Origin of the sequence: Acidiphilium iwatense (assembly GCF_021556475.1) — a bacterium.
In the GTDB taxonomy this organism is placed as follows: Bacteria; Pseudomonadota; Alphaproteobacteria; order Acetobacterales; family Acetobacteraceae; genus Acidiphilium; species Acidiphilium iwatense.
Window position 1 is genome coordinate 128,522 of the sequence record NZ_JAKGBZ010000003.1, and the last position, 16,902, is coordinate 145,423.

At 65.0% G+C, this 16,902-nt stretch carries 24 protein-coding genes; 17 read left to right on the top strand and 7 right to left on the bottom strand.

Annotated features, from left to right (window positions below):
- The first annotated feature begins 134 nt into the window (after positions 1-134).
- Positions 135-407 carry a CopG family ribbon-helix-helix protein gene (locus tag L2A60_RS02985; RefSeq protein ID WP_235702886.1) on the top strand — a complete coding sequence of 91 codons (273 nt, stop codon included), beginning with the start codon at positions 135-137 and terminating at the stop codon, positions 405-407.
- Positions 395-685: a type II toxin-antitoxin system RelE/ParE family toxin gene (locus L2A60_RS02990; RefSeq protein ID WP_235702887.1), complete on the top strand. Its 291-nt coding sequence runs from the start codon at positions 395-397 to the stop codon at positions 683-685. The genes L2A60_RS02985 and L2A60_RS02990 overlap by 13 nt, the downstream gene beginning before the upstream one ends.
- A gap of 170 nt (positions 686-855) precedes the next feature.
- Here L2A60_RS02990 and folP read toward each other — a convergent pair whose 3' ends face one another.
- Together folP and L2A60_RS03000 are read right to left on the bottom strand one after the other, a co-directional pair.
- On the bottom strand, positions 856-1,716 hold the full coding sequence (gene folP, locus L2A60_RS02995; protein WP_235702888.1) for a dihydropteroate synthase: 861 nt from the start codon (positions 1,714-1,716) through the stop codon (positions 856-858).
- Between the two features lie 116 nt (positions 1,717-1,832).
- Positions 1,833-2,057, bottom strand: coding sequence for a hypothetical protein (locus L2A60_RS03000; protein ID WP_235702889.1), 225 nt, complete (start codon positions 2,055-2,057; stop codon positions 1,833-1,835).
- Between the two features lie 161 nt (positions 2,058-2,218).
- On the opposite strand from L2A60_RS03000, the gene L2A60_RS03005 reads away from it, so the two are divergent.
- The 5 genes from L2A60_RS03005 to L2A60_RS03025 are packed head-to-tail and all read left to right on the top strand — an operon-like array spanning position 2,219 to position 5,112.
- Positions 2,219-3,094 carry an alpha/beta hydrolase gene (locus L2A60_RS03005; RefSeq protein WP_235702890.1) on the top strand — a complete coding sequence of 292 codons (876 nt, stop codon included), beginning with the start codon at positions 2,219-2,221 and terminating at the stop codon, positions 3,092-3,094.
- 9 nt (positions 3,095-3,103) lie between these two features.
- Positions 3,104-3,769, top strand: coding sequence for a glutathione S-transferase family protein (locus L2A60_RS03010; RefSeq protein WP_235702891.1), 666 nt, complete (start codon positions 3,104-3,106; stop codon positions 3,767-3,769).
- On the top strand, positions 3,766-4,248 hold the full coding sequence (locus L2A60_RS03015) for a copper chaperone PCu(A)C (RefSeq protein ID WP_235702892.1): 483 nt from the start codon (positions 3,766-3,768) through the stop codon (positions 4,246-4,248). The genes L2A60_RS03010 and L2A60_RS03015 overlap by 4 nt, the downstream gene beginning before the upstream one ends.
- Positions 4,202-4,828, top strand: a complete 627-nt coding sequence (locus tag L2A60_RS03020) for a uracil-DNA glycosylase family protein (RefSeq protein ID WP_235702893.1) — start codon at positions 4,202-4,204, stop codon at positions 4,826-4,828. Before L2A60_RS03015 ends, L2A60_RS03020 begins: the two co-directional genes overlap by 47 nt.
- Entirely contained in the window at positions 4,825-5,112 is a 288-nt protein-coding gene (locus L2A60_RS03025; RefSeq protein ID WP_235702894.1) for a 4a-hydroxytetrahydrobiopterin dehydratase, read from the top strand. The genes L2A60_RS03020 and L2A60_RS03025 overlap by 4 nt, the downstream gene beginning before the upstream one ends.
- 22 nt (positions 5,113-5,134) lie before the next feature.
- Here the strand turns inward: L2A60_RS03025 and hslU are convergent, their stop codons facing one another.
- Both hslU and hslV read right to left on the bottom strand, forming a co-directional pair.
- Positions 5,135-6,454 carry an ATP-dependent protease ATPase subunit HslU gene (gene hslU, locus L2A60_RS03030; RefSeq protein ID WP_407932508.1) on the bottom strand — a complete coding sequence of 440 codons (1,320 nt, stop codon included), beginning with the start codon at positions 6,452-6,454 and terminating at the stop codon, positions 5,135-5,137.
- Complete coding sequence (hslV, locus tag L2A60_RS03035; protein ID WP_235702936.1) at positions 6,451-7,002, bottom strand: ATP-dependent protease subunit HslV; 552 nt, start codon at positions 7,000-7,002, stop codon at positions 6,451-6,453. The genes hslU and hslV overlap by 4 nt, the downstream gene beginning before the upstream one ends.
- 84 nt (positions 7,003-7,086) lie before the next feature.
- On the opposite strand from hslV, the gene L2A60_RS03040 reads away from it, so the two are divergent.
- The 9 genes from L2A60_RS03040 to L2A60_RS03080 all read left to right on the top strand — a co-directional run bounded on the left by L2A60_RS03040 (position 7,087) and on the right by L2A60_RS03080 (position 13,510).
- Positions 7,087-7,998 carry an MFS transporter gene (locus tag L2A60_RS03040; protein WP_235702895.1) on the top strand — a complete coding sequence of 304 codons (912 nt, stop codon included), beginning with the start codon at positions 7,087-7,089 and terminating at the stop codon, positions 7,996-7,998.
- Positions 7,999-8,243: 245 nt separating this feature from the next.
- Positions 8,244-8,834, top strand: a complete 591-nt coding sequence (gene hisB, locus L2A60_RS03045; protein WP_235702896.1) for an imidazoleglycerol-phosphate dehydratase HisB — start codon at positions 8,244-8,246, stop codon at positions 8,832-8,834.
- A complete protein-coding gene (gene hisH / locus L2A60_RS03050; RefSeq protein WP_235702897.1) occupies positions 8,831-9,466 on the top strand; it encodes an imidazole glycerol phosphate synthase subunit HisH in 636 nt (211 codons plus the stop codon). The genes hisB and hisH overlap by 4 nt, the downstream gene beginning before the upstream one ends.
- Positions 9,463-10,023 (top strand): GNAT family N-acetyltransferase, encoded by a 561-nt coding sequence (locus L2A60_RS03055; protein ID WP_235702898.1) that lies wholly within the window; start codon positions 9,463-9,465, stop codon positions 10,021-10,023. Before hisH ends, L2A60_RS03055 begins: the two co-directional genes overlap by 4 nt.
- Before the next feature lie 12 nt (positions 10,024-10,035).
- Positions 10,036-10,770, top strand: a complete 735-nt coding sequence (gene hisA / locus L2A60_RS03060; RefSeq protein ID WP_235702899.1) for a 1-(5-phosphoribosyl)-5-[(5-phosphoribosylamino)methylideneamino]imidazole-4-carboxamide isomerase — start codon at positions 10,036-10,038, stop codon at positions 10,768-10,770.
- A 13-nt stretch (positions 10,771-10,783) separates the two neighbouring features.
- Positions 10,784-11,617, top strand: a complete 834-nt coding sequence (hisF, locus tag L2A60_RS03065) for an imidazole glycerol phosphate synthase subunit HisF (RefSeq protein WP_235702900.1) — start codon at positions 10,784-10,786, stop codon at positions 11,615-11,617.
- Positions 11,618-11,627: 10 nt separating this feature from the next.
- A complete protein-coding gene (locus L2A60_RS03070) occupies positions 11,628-12,095 on the top strand; it encodes a phosphoribosyl-ATP diphosphatase (protein WP_235702901.1) in 468 nt (155 codons plus the stop codon).
- Positions 12,092-12,487, top strand: a complete 396-nt coding sequence (locus L2A60_RS03075) for a histidine triad nucleotide-binding protein (RefSeq protein ID WP_235702902.1) — start codon at positions 12,092-12,094, stop codon at positions 12,485-12,487. Before L2A60_RS03070 ends, L2A60_RS03075 begins: the two co-directional genes overlap by 4 nt.
- A gap of 18 nt (positions 12,488-12,505) precedes the next feature.
- Positions 12,506-13,510, top strand: a complete 1,005-nt coding sequence (locus tag L2A60_RS03080; RefSeq protein ID WP_235702903.1) for an N-acetylmuramic acid 6-phosphate etherase — start codon at positions 12,506-12,508, stop codon at positions 13,508-13,510.
- A 76-nt stretch (positions 13,511-13,586) separates the two neighbouring features.
- Here the strand turns inward: L2A60_RS03080 and L2A60_RS03085 are convergent, their stop codons facing one another.
- Together L2A60_RS03085 and L2A60_RS03090 are read right to left on the bottom strand one after the other, a co-directional pair.
- Positions 13,587-14,663: a GSCFA domain-containing protein gene (locus tag L2A60_RS03085; RefSeq protein ID WP_235702904.1), complete on the bottom strand. Its 1,077-nt coding sequence runs from the start codon at positions 14,661-14,663 to the stop codon at positions 13,587-13,589.
- A gap of 4 nt (positions 14,664-14,667) precedes the next feature.
- Entirely contained in the window at positions 14,668-15,033 is a 366-nt protein-coding gene (locus tag L2A60_RS03090; protein WP_235702905.1) for a hypothetical protein, read from the bottom strand.
- A 15-nt stretch (positions 15,034-15,048) separates the two neighbouring features.
- Between L2A60_RS03090 and L2A60_RS03095 the strand changes: the two genes are divergently transcribed.
- Positions 15,049-15,453, top strand: a complete 405-nt coding sequence (locus tag L2A60_RS03095; RefSeq protein WP_235702906.1) for a hypothetical protein — start codon at positions 15,049-15,051, stop codon at positions 15,451-15,453.
- 57 nt (positions 15,454-15,510) lie between these two features.
- On the opposite strand, the gene L2A60_RS03100 is transcribed toward L2A60_RS03095, so the two are convergent.
- Positions 15,511-16,863, bottom strand: a complete 1,353-nt coding sequence (locus tag L2A60_RS03100) for a glycosyltransferase family 2 protein (RefSeq protein ID WP_235702907.1) — start codon at positions 16,861-16,863, stop codon at positions 15,511-15,513.
- Between the last annotated feature and the right edge of the window lie 39 nt (positions 16,864-16,902).

Consider the following 16,902-nt stretch of genomic DNA (forward strand, 5'->3'; position numbering starts at 1 on the left):
TCAAGACCGCGGATGTGCGGGTTGTTTCAATTTACGTTTCCGTTCGTGACCCGAATCGTGCGGTGCCAGATGGACAACAACGTTTGACAACACTATAGTATCGAAAGGTAATACTTTTCGATATCGAGCGAGCCATGGCCACATCCGTCAAGATCGGCGACGAACTGAAAAACCGGGTCCAGCACCTTGCCGGCCTGCGCCGGAGATCGGCGCACTGGATCATGCGCGAAGCGATCCGGCAATATGTCGAACGCGAGGAACAGCGCGAAACGGTCAAGGAGGATGCGCTGCGCGCCTGGAACGACTATCGGGCCGACGGCCGGCATCTGACGCTCGACGAAGCCGATGCGTGGCTGGCGAAATTGGAAGCCAGCGAGGATGCGGAACCCCCTAAGTGCCACGGCTGATCTGGACGCCGCCGGCCCTGGCTGACGTTCAACGGCTCTACCGCTTTCTGGCTTCCAGGAATGCCGAGGCGGCACGCCGCGCCGTAAGGGCGATCCGGGCCGGAGCAAAAATTCTGGCGCACCAGCCGCAGATCGGCCGCCCCATCGAAGACATGGAACCGGAGTTCCGGGAATGGCTGATTGACTTCGGCGATAGCGGCTACGTCGTCCTGTACCGCTTCGACGGGGAAACCGCCGCCATCCTGGCGGTTCGTCACCAGAAGGAAGCCGGCTACTGAAGTGCCCGCTGTGCTCAGAATGCGAGCACGGATGAGATTCGTCGACCTACCGCAAAACCACCCAATCGGCGGGGTGTGGGACGGTTTACATTAGGCTTCGTCCCCTCTCGGACACCCCTCTGATCGGGGCCGAAGGGCAGGAACGGGCGCAGATCGGACGTTGGTGAATATCATTCAAAATGTCTGGCTTCATCCCCCAGCGCCCGCCACACAAGCAGGGCCTGGGCGGTGCCGGCGACGTCGTGGACGCGCAGGATCGCCGCACCCCGGTTCGCGGCGAACAGGGCGGCGGCGATCGATCCGGCATCGCGCCGCGCCGGATCGGCCTCGCCCGCGAGCGCGCCGATGAAGCGCTTGCGCGAAACGCCGGCCAGCAGCGGATGGCCGAGCGCGCGAAACCGCCCGAGGGCGCGGAGCAGAACCAAATTCTGCTCGCCCTGCTTGGCGAAACCGAAACCGGGATCGAGCGCGATCGCCTCGGGCGGGATGCCGGCCTGCAGCGCCGCATCCCGCCGCTGCGCGAGTTCATCGATCACCTCCCGCACCAGATCGGCGTAATGGGCGTGGCATCCCATCGTCGCCGGGGTGCCGCGCATATGCATCAGCACCACCGGGCAGCCCCGCGCCGCGACCAGGAACGCGGCCCGAGGATCATGCCGCAGCCCGGAGATGTCGTTGACGATGCGCGCCCCGGCATCGAGCGCTGCCGCCATCGTGGCCGCGTTGCGGGTGTCGATCGAGATCGCGATCCCGTCTTCAGCCAAAGCTCGAATCACCGGCACGACCCGCGCCGATTCTTCCTCCGACGTCACCGCTTCGGCGCCGGGCCGCGTGCTCTCGCCGCCGATATCGACGATGTCGGCGCCGGCATCGCGCATCGCCCGTCCGGCGGCGATCGCGGCCTCGGCCACGGCGAATCGCCCGCCATCGGAAAAACTGTCGGGCGTGACGTTGAGAATCCCCATCACCAGCGGCCGGGACAGGTCGAATCCGGCCCAGCGTCGCGGCGACAGCACTTCGTCGATCGGCATGGAAGGCGGATAGCCGGATTTCCGCCCGCCGCCAATGCGCCTGCCAGCACGACCGCCATCGCGAAACGCGTCACGCGATGACGACGCTCGAAAAAGTTCCGGTCAGAAAGATAAAATTACCCCAATTTCGGCGGCGCGATCGACCCTCCGGCATGATCGATCGCGGCGCCATGGCCGTGCTTATGTGCCTGATGAACCGCCAGCCCCGGCGCCGGCGCGGTCGCCTGCATCTGTGCCAGCATCGCGGTCAGCGCCGCGCCGAAACCGGGCTGGCTGGCGGGTTTCATGCCGCCGCCATAGGCGATGGGCTGGGCTCCGGCGCCCTGGGTGGGAATGATCATGATGTCCGCTCCGATCAGGCTGTTGGCGCATCGGGCGGTGCAGGGATCGTGCCAGGCACGCTGCGGCGGAAATGCCGCGATTTCCAGCGGGATTTGCCAAATCGGTCTTGCCGTGCCGGCAGCTATTGCCGGGCAAATTATGCCGGTCCTATGATGCGGCGATGATCGGGTTGCCATCGCGGATCGACCTGCTGAACGCCATCGCGCCGCGCTATGGCACCAGCGTCGTGCGCGGCCTCGCCTATGGCCCCGATCCGCGCCACCTGCTCGACATCTACCGCCCCACGCGGCAGCGCCAGGCTCTGCCGGTCGTGGTTTTCTTCTATGGCGGCGCCTGGCAGAGCGGCGAGCGGTCGGAATACCGGTTCGTCGGCGCCGCCCTGGCCCGGCTCGGCCTGATCGTCGCGATCGCCGATTACCGGCTCTATCCGGCGGTGCGCTACCCCGCTTTCATCCAGGACGCGGCACGGGCGACCGCCTGGATCGCCCGCGACATCGACGGCTATGGCGGCGATCCGCGCGCGATTTTCATCGCCGGGCATTCCGCCGGCGCCTATCTCGCGCTGATGCTGGCCCTGGCACCCGCCTATCTGGCCGAAGCTGGATATGACCGGGCCTCTCTCGCCGGCGCGATCGGGCTTGCCGGGCCCTACGATTTCCTGCCGCTCACCCGCCCCGCCTACCAGAAGATCTTCGCGCCCGAACCGGATCTCGCGAACACCCAGCCGGTCACCCATGCCGATTCCTCGGCGCCGCCCTGCCTGCTGCTGACCGGGGCGAAGGACCGGCGCGTATCCCCGGCAAATACCGCCCAGCTCGCCGAAAGGCTGCGCGCGGCGGGAGCGACCGTCGATACCCGCATCTATCCGGGGCTGGGCCATACCAGGATTCTGCTGTCGGTCCTGGCCTGGCCCGGCCTGTCCGCCCCGGTTCCGGCCGATATCGCGGGCTTCATCGCCCGCACGCTGGACTCGGAGGCGCGGGTCGATCGCCTCGCTCAGAGGCGCGATATGGCGGGACGCGCGAATCCAGGCTAACCATCGCGCATGACCCTTGAACCCGCGACTCTTTACATCGGCAACCGGCGCTATTCCTCCTGGTCGCTGCGCGGCTGGCTGGCGGTCCGGCTGTCCGGCCTTCCCGCCGAGGCCGAGGTGATTCCGCTCAAGGGCGGCGTCACGCCGGAAGTCCGCGCGGTCTCGCCCTCCGGTTTCGTGCCCTATCTGGAGCATGACGGCGCCAAAATCTGGGACAGCCTCGCCATTCTCGAATACTGCGCCGAGATCGCCCCCGCGCTCTGGCCGTCTGAGCGCATCGCCCGCGCCCATGCCCGCGCCATCGCGGCGGAAATGCATAGCGGGTTCCGCGAGCTGCGCCTCGCCATGCCGATGAATTGCTGCCGGACCTTTCCGGGGCACGGCCAAAACGACGGCAGCCTCGCGGATATCGCCCGGATCGAGGCGATCTGGACCGAAACCCGCGCGCGTTTCGGCGCGAACGGGCCGTTCCTGTTCGGTGCCGGTTTCACCGGCGCCGACGTGATGTTCGCGCCGGTGGCGTCGCGCTTCCTGACCTACGCCCCGCCGCTCTCGAAACCGGCACTAGCCTATGTGCAGGCAGTGCGTGCTCATTCGCTGGTCGCGGAATGGTATCGCCTCGCCGCCACCGAACCCGAATCCTGGCAGATCGAGAAATACGAAACGATTTCATGACCCATCTGAAACATCTCATCTTCGGCCTCGTTCTCGCCGCTCTCGCCGCGCTCGCCGCCCCTGCCTTCGCCCAGACCGCGGCGAACGTCATGCCCGGCATCACGGTCGGCCAGGGCTGGACCCGCGTGACCCGCGAGGCCGGCAAATCGACGCCCGGCTTCTTCACCATCCATAATGACGGGCTGACCCCCGATACCCTGGTCTCGACGAGCTGCCCGGTCGCGCACCGGACGGTTCTGCTCGACCGCACCGGCAAGGCGATCGGCGCGATCAGGATCAAGCCCGGCCAGACCGTCACGCTGGCGCCGGACGGGGCGCATCTGATGCTCGAACAGAACCGGTTCCGCTTCTACGCGAGCGGGCTGATCCCGTGCAGCATCGATTTCCTGGGCGCGGGCAAGATGATCCTGTATCTGCATGTCGAGCCCGACAATGCAAAAACCTATCACCCCGCCCATCGCGCCATCGTCAAGGATTGACGCGCTGATCGCCGAGGCGCGGGCCTGCACGGTCTGCGCCCCTGCACTTCCCCTCGGGCCAAGGCCGGTCGTCCGCGCCTCCGCCACCGCCCGTCTGCTGATCGTCGGCCAGGCACCGGGCACGCGGGTTCATGAAACCGGCATCCCGTGGAACGACAAGTCAGGCGACCGGCTGCGCGACTGGCTCGGCCTCGATCGCGCTTCGTTCTACGACACCAGCCGAATCGCCATCCTGCCCATCGGCTTCTGCTATCCGGGGCGCCTCCCGCGCGGCGGAGATGCGCCGCCGCGCCCCGAATGCGCGCCGCTCTGGCAGGCGCGGTTTTCCGCCGCGCTGCCCGCACTTCGCCTGACCCTTCTGGTGGGTAGCTACGCCCAGGCCTATTATCTCGGCAAGGGCAGGCTCGAAGCGCGGGTGCTCGGCTACCGGGATTTCCTGCCGGCCCGGTTTCCGCTGCCCCATCCGTCCTGGCGCACCCGTGCCTGGGCGGCGCGGCGGCCCTGGTTCGAGGCGGAGATCATCCCCGCGCTGCGCGAAGCCGTTACCGCGATTCTCAGTATTGAAGGAGCAAAAAAATGATCGCCAAGCTGACCGAGGCCGAGCGTGCCGCGCTGGTCGATCTTCTGCCGAACTGGATCCTGGCCAAGGGCCGCGACGCGATCGAGCGGTCGTTCAAGTTCCGGGATTTTTCCGAAGCATTCGGTTTCATGACCCGCGTTGCCTTGCTCGCCGAGAAGCACGACCACCACCCGGAATGGTCGAATGTGTGGAACCGGGTTTCGATCGCCCTGACCACCCACGACGCCGGCGGCCTGTCCGAGCGCGACATCAAACTCGCCGAGGCGATCGACCTGATCGCCTGAGCGCGTTCTCTATCGGCCGGCGCTACAAGATAAACCGGCTGAGATCGCCTTTGGCAGCGAGCGGCGCCACCTTCTCGCGCACCAGCGACGCATCCACCGTGATGCTCTCCCCGGCCTTGTCGGTCGCGGCGAAGCTGATCTCCTCCAGCATCCGCTCCAGCACGGTCGCCAGCCGCCGCGCGCCGATATTCTCGACCCGGTCGTTGATATCGGCGGCGAGGGTGGCGATCGCATCCACCGCATCGTCGGTGAAGTCGAGATGGACCTTCTCGGTGTCCATCAGCGCGACATACTGCTTGAGCAGCGAATGCTCGGGCTCGGTCAGAATCCGCCGGAAATCCTCCCGCGTCAGCGACGCCAGCTCGACGCGGATCGGCAGGCGCCCCTGCAATTCGGGCAGCAGATCCGCCGGCTTCGCCACATGGAACGCGCCCGAGGCGATGAACAGGATGTGGTCGGTCTTCACCGGCCCGTATTTGGTCGAAACCGTGGTGCCTTCGATCAGCGGCAGCAAATCGCGCTGCACCCCCTCGCGCGAGACATCGCCGCCGCGAAACCCGCCTTCGGTGCGGGCGCAGATCTTGTCGATCTCGTCGAGAAAGACGATGCCGTGATTCTCGGCGTGCGACCGCGCATCGGCGACGAGCTGTTCGGTGTCGAGCAGCCGGTCCGCCTCCTCGCGGTTCAGCGCCTGTCGCGCCGCCGCCACGCTCATCCGCTTGCGGCCCTGCTGGCGGCCGAACATCGACTTCATCATGTCGCCGAGATTGATCGCCCCACCCGGCGGCATACCGGGGATATCCATCTGGCCGATCACTCCGCCGGGGGCTTCGGCGATCTCGATGTCGATTTCCTTGTCTTCGAGTTCGCCGTCGCGCAGCATCCGGCGGAACCGGTTGCGGGTTTCCGCCGCGGCGCCCTCGCCCACCAGAGCGGTCACCAGCCGCTCCTCGGCGGCGAGTTCGGCGCGCGCCTGCACGCCCTTGCGGTTGAGTTCGCGCAGCATGTTGATCGACACCTCGACCAGATCGCGCACGATGCTCTCCACATCCCGCCCGACATAGCCGACTTCGGTGAACTTGGTCGCCTCGACCTTGATGAACGGCGCCTGCGCGAGCTTCGCCAGTCTGCGCGCGATCTCGGTCTTGCCGCAGCCGGTCGGGCCGATCATCAGGATGTTCTTCGGCACGACCTCCTCGCGCATGGCTTCCGGCAATTGCTGGCGGCGCCAGCGGTTGCGCAGCGCGATGGCGACGGCGCGTTTCGCGTCGTCCTGGCCGACGATGAACCGGTCGAGCTCGGAGACGATTTCGCGCGGGGTATAGGTGGGGCTGTCGATCACAGGGTTTCAACAATCACGTTATGGTTGGTGTAGATGCAGATGTCGCCGGCGATCGCCATTGCGCGGCGGGCGATCTCCTCAGCGGCGAGCCCATCGACGGTGAGCAGCGCGCGGGCGGCGGCGAGCGCGTAGTTGCCGCCCGAGCCGATCGCGATGATCCCGTCCTCCGGCTCCAGCACGTCGCCATTGCCGGTCAGCGTGTAGGAATGCACTTTATCGGCCACCGCCATCATCGCCTCCAGCCGGCGCAGATAGCGATCGGTCCGCCAGTCCTTCGCGAGCTCGACACAGGCCCGCTCGAGCTGGTTGGGAAACCGCTCCAGCTTGGCTTCCAGCCGTTCGAGCAGGGTAAAGGCGTCGGCGGTGGCGCCGGCGAACCCGGCGAGCACCGCGCCGCCGCCGATGCGCCGCACCTTGCGCGCATTGCCCTTCACCACGGTATTGCCCAGGCTCACCTGGCCGTCGCCGGCCATGGCGACCGAGCCGCCCGCCCGCACACAGAGAATGGTCGTGCCATGCCAGCCGACCGGATCGTTCGGATTCGTCATGAGCGCGGAGATGGCATCGCCCGACGCTTCCGGCAAGCGCGGCATGACTGCGATGCCGAATCCGGGGCCGGGGGATCGATTCCCTTGCCAATCGTCGCGGGTGCTGGCTTAACGATAAAGATCGAAAAATTGCTCGCCATTGGCGGGCGACTCGAAAGCGGGGAGCAAAAATGTCTGGACAGCAATCGGCTGACATCGCGGCGCGGCTCGATCGGCGCATTGGTCGTGTGGTTCCTGCAGCGCGGCATTCCCGAAAGCCCGCGCTGGCTCGCCCGCCACGGCCGGATCGCCGAGGCGGAGGCAATCGTCGCCGAGATCGAGCGGAAAGTCGCCGCGGAGAAAAAAATCGCCCTGCCGCCACCGCAGCCGGCAGCGCCCGAGGAAGCCGGCACCGGCTCGTTCGCCGAGATTTTCGGCCCGCTCTATCTGAAGCGCACGATCATCCTGTCGATCTTCAACATGGCCCAGGTGATCGGCTTCTACGGCTTCGCCGCCTGGGTGCCGACGCTGCTGATCCATCGCGGCATCCATGTCACCGCGAGTCTCGAATACGCGTTCATCATCGCCATCGCCAATCCGTTCGGCCCGCTGCTCGGCACCCTGTTCGCCGACAGGCTGGAACGCAAGACCCAGATCATCGGCGGACTGCTGGTGATGGGCATCGTGATCGCACTGTTCGCCCAGTCCTCCGCGCCGCCGGTGCTGATCGTGCTCGGCGTGCTGTTCACCCTCGCCTCCAACGTGATGTCCTTCGCCTATCACGGCTACCAGCCCGAGCTTTACCCCACGCGCATCCGCGCCCGCGCCGTCGGCTTCGTCTATTCCTGGAGCCGGATCGCCGCCGCCTTCGCCGGTCTCGCGATCGGCATCCTGCTCGCCGATTACGGCGTTCCCGGCGTCGCGGTGTTCATCGGCATCGCGATGATCGTCGGCATCGTCATGATCGCGCTCGGGCCCTCCACCAGGGGCTTGGCCCTCGAACAGATCAACCATTGAACCATTACTGCCCTCAGTCGCCGGATGGGCGGAGTTGCGCAAGGTTCCGGCAATCCGAAGGATCGCTGGAAGCGCAACGGAGGGGCATCCGCGCCATCGCGCCATAAGGCGCGTCCCGCGCCAGGGGCTTCGCGCCACAAGACGCGCGCCGCATTACGAGCTGACGCTACGTTTTGCTGAGTCAATTTCCTGATAACCGGCTCCGCATCATTGGCGGAGCGGGGGATTTGGGCTAGGCAGCCCCCATGGCCCGCACCGCAGAGATCACCCGCAAGACCTCCGAAACCGCGATCGAACTTGCCCTCGATCTCGACGGCACCGGCCGCACCGAAATCGCCACCGGCATCGGCTTTTTCGACCACATGCTCACCGCCTTCGGCCGCCACGCCATGCTCGACCTCGCGGTCCGCGCCGAGGGCGACCTGCATATCGACGCGCATCACACGATCGAGGACACCGGCATCGTGCTCGGCCAGGCGATCCGCCAGGCGCTGGGCGACAAATCCGGCATCACCCGCTTCGGCTTCGCGGCGACCCCGATGGACGAGGCGCTGTGCGAGGCGGCGATCGACCTGTCCGGGCGCGGCTTCCTGGTGTTCGACATGACGTTCGAACGCCCGATGCTCGGCGACATGGACACCCAGCTTGTCGAGGAATTCTTCCGCGCCCTGACCGTGAATGGCGGCTTCGCCCTGCATCTCACCCGCCGCGCCGGCAGCAATGCCCATCACGTCGCCGAAGCCGCGTTCAAGGCCGCTGCGCGCGCGCTCCGCGTGGCGGCCGAGCCCGACCCGCGCGCCCAGGGCGCTGTCCCCTCCACCAAGGGCGTGCTGTGAATCTCGCGGTCATCGACTATGGCAGCGGCAACCTCGCCTCCGCCGCACGCGGGCTCGAACTCGCGGCCTCGCGGCTCGGCATCGGCGCGCGGATCGCGATCACCGACGAACCGGATGCGGTGGCACGGGCCGACCGCATCGTCCTGCCCGGCCAGGGCGCCTTCGCCGATTGCGCGCGCGGCCTCGCGGCGAAACCGGGGCTCCGCGACGCCATGCTCAGCCGGGTCGAGAACGGCGCGCCGTTCCTCGGCATCTGTGTCGGCATGCAACTCATGGCCGCGCGCGGGCTGGAACACGAAATCACTCAGGGCTTCGGCTGGATCGAGGGCGACATCGCCCCGATCGCGGCGGACGGGCTGCGCCTGCCCCATATGGGCTGGAACGAGCTGTCCTTCACACCCGGCGCGCACCCGCTGCTGGAAGGCATCGAGCCCGGCGATCACGCCTATTTCGTTCACTCCTATGCGCTCGCGTCGAACACCAAGGACGTCATCGCCACCACCGATTATGGAACGCAAATCGTCGCCATGGTCGCCTCCGGCAATCGCGCCGGTACCCAGTTCCATGTCGAAAAGAGTCAGGAGGTGGGCCTGACCATTCTCGCCAATTTCCTGCGCTGGACCCCGCAATGAGCAAAGCCCAAACCCAGGATCTCCCCCCGCCGGACACGCTGGCGGTCGATCGCCTCGCCGAGATCGCCGACGACGACATGCAGGCGCTGTGCGAAGCGGCCGACGCCGCGATCATCGACGGCGGCGGCTTCGGCTGGCTTAAGCCACCCGGCCGCGCGGCGCTGGAACAGTATTTCCGCGGCGTGATCCTGGTGCCCGAGCGCGAGCTGTTCGTCGGGCGGATGGACGGCACGATCTACGGCGCCGCCCAGCTCGTCCGCCCGCCGCGCAACAACGAGGCGCAGGCGTTCGGCGCCACGCTCATGCATAATTTCGTCGCACCCTATGCGCGTGGCCACGGCCTCGCCCGGCTGATCGTGAGCCGGCTGGAAGACCGCGCCCGGTCGCTCGGCTATCAGGTGCTCAATCTCGATGTCCGGGAAACCCAGACTGCGGCGATCGCGCTTTACGAAGCCGCCGGCTTCATCCGCTGGGGCACCCATCCGGCCTATGCCCGCGCCGACGGCCGCACGGTCGCCGGGCATTACTACTACAAGCTGCTGCAAGCGGGCTCGTAGGGTGTGTCCCCCATGGCGCTGACCCTGTATCCCGCGATCGACCTCAAGGACGGCGCCTGCGTGCGGCTGAAGCGCGGCGCGATGGATCAGGCCACGATCTACGCCGAAGACCCGGCGGCGCAGGCGCGCGCCTTCGAGGCGGCAGGATTTCGCGCGCTCCACGTGGTCGATCTCGACGGCGCCTTCGAAGGCCGCCCGGTGAACGGGGATGCGGTGCGGGCGATTCTCCGCGCGGTCTCTGTCCCGGTGCAGCTCGGCGGCGGTATCCGCGACATGGTGGGGATCGAGGCGTGGCTCGCCCTCGGCATTTCCCGCGTCATCCTCGGCAGCGCCGCCGTCAAAAATCCCGGACTGGTCCGCGCAGCCGGCGCCAGATACCCCGGCCGCATCGTCGTCGGCATCGACGCGCGGGACGGCATGGTCGCGACCGAGGGCTGGGCGGAAACCTCGCGCCTCACCGCGACCGATCTCGCCCACCGGCTCGAAGACACCGGGATCGCCGCGATCATCCACACCGATATCGCGCGCGACGGCATGCTCGCCGGCCTCAATCTCGCCGCCACCGAGGCGCTGGCGGACACGATTGCCATCCCGGTCATCGCCTCCGGCGGCGTCGCCGGAATCGCTGATATTCTGCGCCTCCGCGAAGCCGCCGCCCGCACCAGAAACCTTACCGGCGCGATCATCGGCCGCGCGCTCTACGACGGCAGCCTCGATGCCGCATCCGCCCTGGCGGAAGCCGCCTGATGCTGAAACCGCCATGCTGAAGCTGCGCGTCATCCCCTGCCTGGACGTGAAGGATGGCCGCGTGGTGAAGGGCGTGAACTTCGTCGCGCTGCGCGATGCCGGCGACCCGGTCGAGCAGGCTTCGGTCTACGATTCGGCGGGCGCCGACGAACTGACCTTCCTGGACATCACCGCGAGCCACGAGAATCGCGACACCATTCTCGATGTCGTCTCGCGCACCGCCGCGCGCGTGTTCCTGCCGCTCACCGTCGGCGGCGGCATCAGGACGACCGAGGACATGCGCCGCCTGCTGCTCGCCGGGGCGGATAAATGCAGCATCAATTCCGCCGCCATCGCAAGGCCGGATTTCATCAACGAGGCGGCGCGCAAATTCGGCAGCCAATGCGTGGTCGTCGCGGTCGATGCCCGCGCCACCGGCAACGGCACCTGGGAAATCTTCACCCATGGCGGGCGGCGCGGCACCGGGATCGACGCCATCACCTGGTGCGCCGAGGCGGCCGCGCGCGGCGCCGGCGAAATCCTGCTCACCTCGATGGACCGGGACGGCACCGGCCAGGGCTTCGATATCCCGCTCCTCCGCGCGGCGACCGGTGCCGTCACCATTCCGGTGATCGCCTCCGGCGGCGTCGGCACGCTCGATCATTTCGTCGAGGGCGCGCGCGCCGGGGCGACCGGCCTGCTCGCCGCCAGCGTGTTCCATTTCGGCCAGTTCACCATCGCCGCGGTGAAAGCGGCGCTGGCCGGCGCCGGATTGCCGGTCCGCCCGATCCCGTCACCACGCCCGTCATTGCGAGCGCCGCGAAGCAATCCATCTCCGGGCACCGCAAACGGCAATAGGGCGCGTTGAAAGGAATTTCATGGCGAAAAAGCCCGTCAAACCCAAGGCGACCAAAACCAAAACCAAGGCAGCGGCCTCGCGCAAATCCAGGCCGGCAGCCCTGCCGCCGGTGCCGCACCTCAGGCCGGACGCGCCGGATGCGCGCGTGCTCGATCGTCTCTGGTCCACCATCATCGCGCGCAAATCGGCCGATCCGCTGATCAGCCATTCCGCCCGCCTGCTCTCGCGCGGCACCAACAAGGTGGCGCAGAAATTCGGCGAGGAAGCGATCGAATGCCTGATCGAGGCGGTCGCCGGCAACCGGGACGCGCTGATCGCCGAAAGCGCCGATGTGCTCTATCATCTCCTGGTGATGTGGGTCTCCACCGGCCTGCGCCCCGAGGATGTCTGGGCCGAACTGAAACGCCGCGAGGGAATTTCCGGCATCGCCGAAAAATCCGCCCGCCCCGTCATGCTCGCCATCGCCGAAACGAGGAAAATCCCATGACCGTCAATCCCAAGCCCGGCGTGTCCGGCAAACCGCCCTATGACGACAGCAACATCTTCGCCAGAATCCTGCGCGGCGAAATCCCTTGCCGCAAGGTCTATGAAGACCAATGGTGCCTCGCCTTTCACGACATCAACCCGCAGGCGCCGCACCATGTTCTGGTGATTCCCAAATCGCCCTACATCTCCTTCGCCGATTTTTCCGCCGGCGCGCCGGACGCGGAAATCGCCGGCTTCATCCGCGCCGTCGGCCATGTCGCGAACATGCTCGGCTTCGAGGAGAGCGGCTATCGGCTGCTCGCCAATATGGGGCCGGACAGCCACCAGGAAGTCCCGCATTTCCACGTCCATCTTTTCGCCGGCCGGCCGCTGGGACCAATGCTGGTCCGCTGATACCGAGACTCACCGAAAATGGCCGATGACCGGGCACGTCATTGCGAGGAGGCGGCGCGCGGCGCCGACGAAGCAATCCAGCACGCGGACAAGGCCATGACCCTGCCGCCGACCGAAACCGTGCGCGCGGAGCTCGGCGATCTCGATTGCCGGACCACCGGCGCCATCCTCGGCGCAATGCTCGACCAGGAGGTTCGCGCCCAGGCCGCGTTGCGCGATGCAGCCCCCGCCCTCGCCGCCCTGATCGACGCGGTGTTCGAAAAACTCGCGTCCGGCGGCCGGCTGTTCTATGCCGGCGCCGGCACCTCCGGCCGGCTCGCCGTGCTCGATGCGGTGGAATGCGGCCCCACCTTCTCGCTGCCGCCCGGCATCATCGTCCCGATCGTCGCCGGCGGCGATTCAGCAATCGCCGGCGCGGTCGAGGGCGCGGAGGACGATGTTGCGGCGCCCGCCGCCATCCTGGCCAGCCACGATATCGGCCCGAACGACGCTCTCGTCGGCATCGCCGCCTCGGGCGGCACGCGCTTCACCCGCGCTGCGATCGAAGCGGCGAAATCTCGCGGCGCGCTCGCCGGCTGCATCGTCAACAGCCCCGGCCCGATCGCGGATGAAGCCGATATCGCGGTGATCGTCGAAACCGGCGCCGAAATTCTCGCCGGCTCGACCCGGCTTTCCGCCGGCACCACCCAGAAAATCGCGCTCAACGCGCTGTCGACCATCGTGATGATCCGCCTCGGCAAGACCTTCGGCCCCTACATGGTCGATCTCAAGCCGACCAACGCCAAGCTGCGCGCCCGTGCGATTCGCATCGTCGCCGCGATCGCGCACTGCGATCCCCAAACCGCTGAGGCCGCCCTGCGCGACGCCGGCTTCGAAGCGAAAACCGCCATAATCATGCTCCGCCGCGGCCTTGACGCCCAATCCGCCCGCGCGCGCCTGTCCGATGCCAAGAACCGCCTCCGCGCCGCCCTCGATCCAGCCTCGCCCACGCAAAACGCAACCGCACCACCGCGCGGCTTCTGACACAATCCAGAATCGCCGCCGCTTCCGCCACCCTAATCGCCTGCATCACATCACGGCGAAATTTCGTAAATAACAACTATTGCCGGTTCAGGGATTCTTCCTCGCAGATGAGTTTCGCGAGATCCGTCATGCGCTGCCGATGATTCGCCATCTGCTCGTCGATTGCCGAATCCGGTTTTTCGTCGGAATTTTCACCATCATCAAGATAATGCTTCGCGAACAGTCCCATGACGTGTGCAACGCCGTCCGGCCTGATCGAACGCAAATCGGGTTCGAAATATGTGTTGCCGGCATGTTGCCCGGTAATGATTTCGAATGACGGAAAATAGGCGATGCTGTCGCTCTCGTTCGCGACGACATCGGCCGCCACGCGCAACACCGCTTTTGAATATGCCGTTGAAACAAGAACGCTTCGGTCTTCCATCGTGGCGACAAGAGGCACCGGAGACACGGTCAGAATAAAGCGGGCTCGGGGATTTCTGTCCTGGATGAAGTCTATCGCGTTCCGCAGATCGCTCGTTACATCGCTGACCGAAAAATTTCGATATTCGTACTTCGCTCCATCGAAAATACCGCCGGCGACGCCAGGGCAAAGGGGAAGAACCGCGCCATCGTCACGCCCAACCCACGCCTCCGTGAGACCCAGGGTGAATACAAATACGTCGAGTTCCTCGACCATGGTTCGAACCGCCGAAAAATGCTGTTTGCGATCGAGTTGTAGTTCCTTGATTGATGAAAACCCACCCGGCTGAATTTGCGGGCGAAACGGATCAACAAACCGGCCGCTTTCGTTCGTCCAGACATCCTCAAACGGACAGAAAAGCTGATACGCCCGTTCCAGAAGTTGCAGGAGCTGGCGGCTCGTATAAAGATTGCCAAACCGCGCGCTGAACGTGCCGTAATTGTAATCATCGGTGAACCATCCGGCGAACGCCGGGTGTGGCCGCTCGACCACGAAATAATTATACCCGGCAATTTGCAGATATCTTGCGATGTGCTGAGCAAAACAGCTTCCGGCGGTGGCAATTTTGTGATTTTTCCCGAGTTTGAATTTACCACGGACGACCGGATCGACCGTCCTGAAGTCGGTCGCCGCGATCGAGGGCCGCCAAAAGCAATAGTCAGGCCGATGCTTGTATGGATGATCGCCCATTTGTTTATTGCTCCGACGATTTGAACCGATCGAGAACCTGCTCTACGATGAGCCTGCCATAATCCGCATTGCCGTGAAATGCATCTGAAACAAATCGTTCGGAAAGCGATCCGTCTGTATCGAAGCAGGCTAGCGGCGGAGGCAGATAGATGGCGCCCGCCTTCGTCGCCTCCTGCTCCATCGCCTTCGTGTTGGTTTTCCAGAGCTTTCTGCGAAACGCCGGCGAATTCAGGCCGTTTTTCTCCATGTCCTCCCGCCACGATGGCGGGATGAACGCGGCGAGCCGCTCCTGCGACGCGATCGGCGGCGGCACCGAAGGCACGATCACTGGACCGCCGTAAAACGGCCGGACCCAGCCGATGAACTCCATCGCCAGCCGCTGGATGTGGGCGAAATGCTTCACCAGGATGTCATGCGGCACCAATTGCCCCGCCAACTCGCTTCCATCGCCGTCATCGTCGGGATCGACGAAATCGAACGGCGCCGGCATTTTTATCGCGCCGATCTCGAAATCGTTGCTGTTGCCGATCGCCGCGACAATGCAATCGGGCGGTCGCCGGGCGACTTCGTTCGCCAGAGCATCGACAAGTTTTTGATTATATACGAAGTGTCCATCCGAATAGACGACACCAGGCTGGAAATTCGGGTCGAAGAAGCTGAACGCCTTGACCGATATTTCACTCCCGACGAGTGGTGTGCCCCGCCCAATGGCCTCCAGGTGACTGCCGCCGGTGATGTAGATCGTGGTGCCATCGGCCACTGCCAGTTACCTCAACAAAGAGTTTTGTGACTTGGTTGCATTGTTTTCAGCGATTTTTGTCGGAGCACGAATACTGGATTTTCGATTTCAATTGATTTCGTTAATATGATTTTCTAACATTTGTCGTAAAACCGGCTCACCGAATTTTTCATACAGCCCATAACGCTCACGCCAATGGTTACCATGCGCTTCTAAACCTGTCGCGCCACGAAACGCTCTGCCGCCATTCAAAACTTTCTTCCGCACATGCTCAATCGATCGAAGCGGAAAGTGGCACATGTAAAAGTCATTGAGCGCCATGGATCTTACGCCGTTCGAATCGCCTTCATATTCTGCAACAAAATGATTGCCCATCATCGGTAACAAGCCCGATCCAACCCGGAGCGCGACTTTTGGCACCACAGGCAGGAGGCGGGAATTGAAACGCGTGAATATGGCGAACGGATCGGCATTTTCGGGCATCGCCTCGATCAAATCGGACGACGCGCCGTTGACCCAATGAAATACAAGAATTTTTGCCGCCGGATCATTCAGGATTGCATCGAACTCGGCAACGGCTCGGACGTCATCTTCGCCAGCAAACGCGATGAATTCATCGGCATCGACGAAAAACAGCCACTCCAGCACCGTGCCCGCGAGCTTTGCATATTGTGGCAGAATCGCCTGAAACATGGCCATTTTATCGGATTGATAATAACCGACAACCGGATCATGGACGTATAAAACGATGCTGTCGGCATGATTTTCGCGAAACCGGGCGATCAGTTTCGCGGTTTCGTCGGTGCTGGCGTTGTCGAGCACGCAAAAGGCACGGAACCCCAACGCATGATAGTGATCGAGATGCTGCGTGATGATATCGGCTTCATCCTTAACCATCATCACGAGCCCCGCACGGGCAAGCGCCGCCACCCGACCGGACATATGCGGGCGCCATCCCGGCCGGCCCCGCGTCTCGTTGAAGTGCCAATAGGCCCGCATTCCCGAGGCGTAGCGCGCGATCTCCGCCTTTCCGTCCGGCCGAAGTCCGGCGTAGTGCGCTTCGATCAGCGGCAGGCGCTCGGAATCGCGGCCTTCGGCGGCGTAGAGTTCCGCCATTGCCTGCACCGGCCAATGGCTGCCGGGATCATGCGCCATCGCCCGGCGAATCTCCGCCTCGGCCGCGCGAAAATCTCCCAGACGGCGCAGGCAATCCGCATGTTCCAGCAGGCCGCGAAATCGCAACACCCCGTCATTTGATTGAGTGAACGGCACGAACACGGCGGCGGCATCGGCGAACTGGCCCGCATCCTTGCATCGCCCGGCCAGAGCGAGCGCGATGTCGAAATCGTCCGGTTTCTGAAAAGCCTCGACCTGCAGAAACCTCAAGGCTTCGTCCGAAAGCCCGGCGGCATCGAATGCGGCGAGACGATCCTTCCAGCCCTGCCCAGCCATCTCATCCATCGAATGCCAGCCCCATCCGAAACGTCCACCCCAATTAGG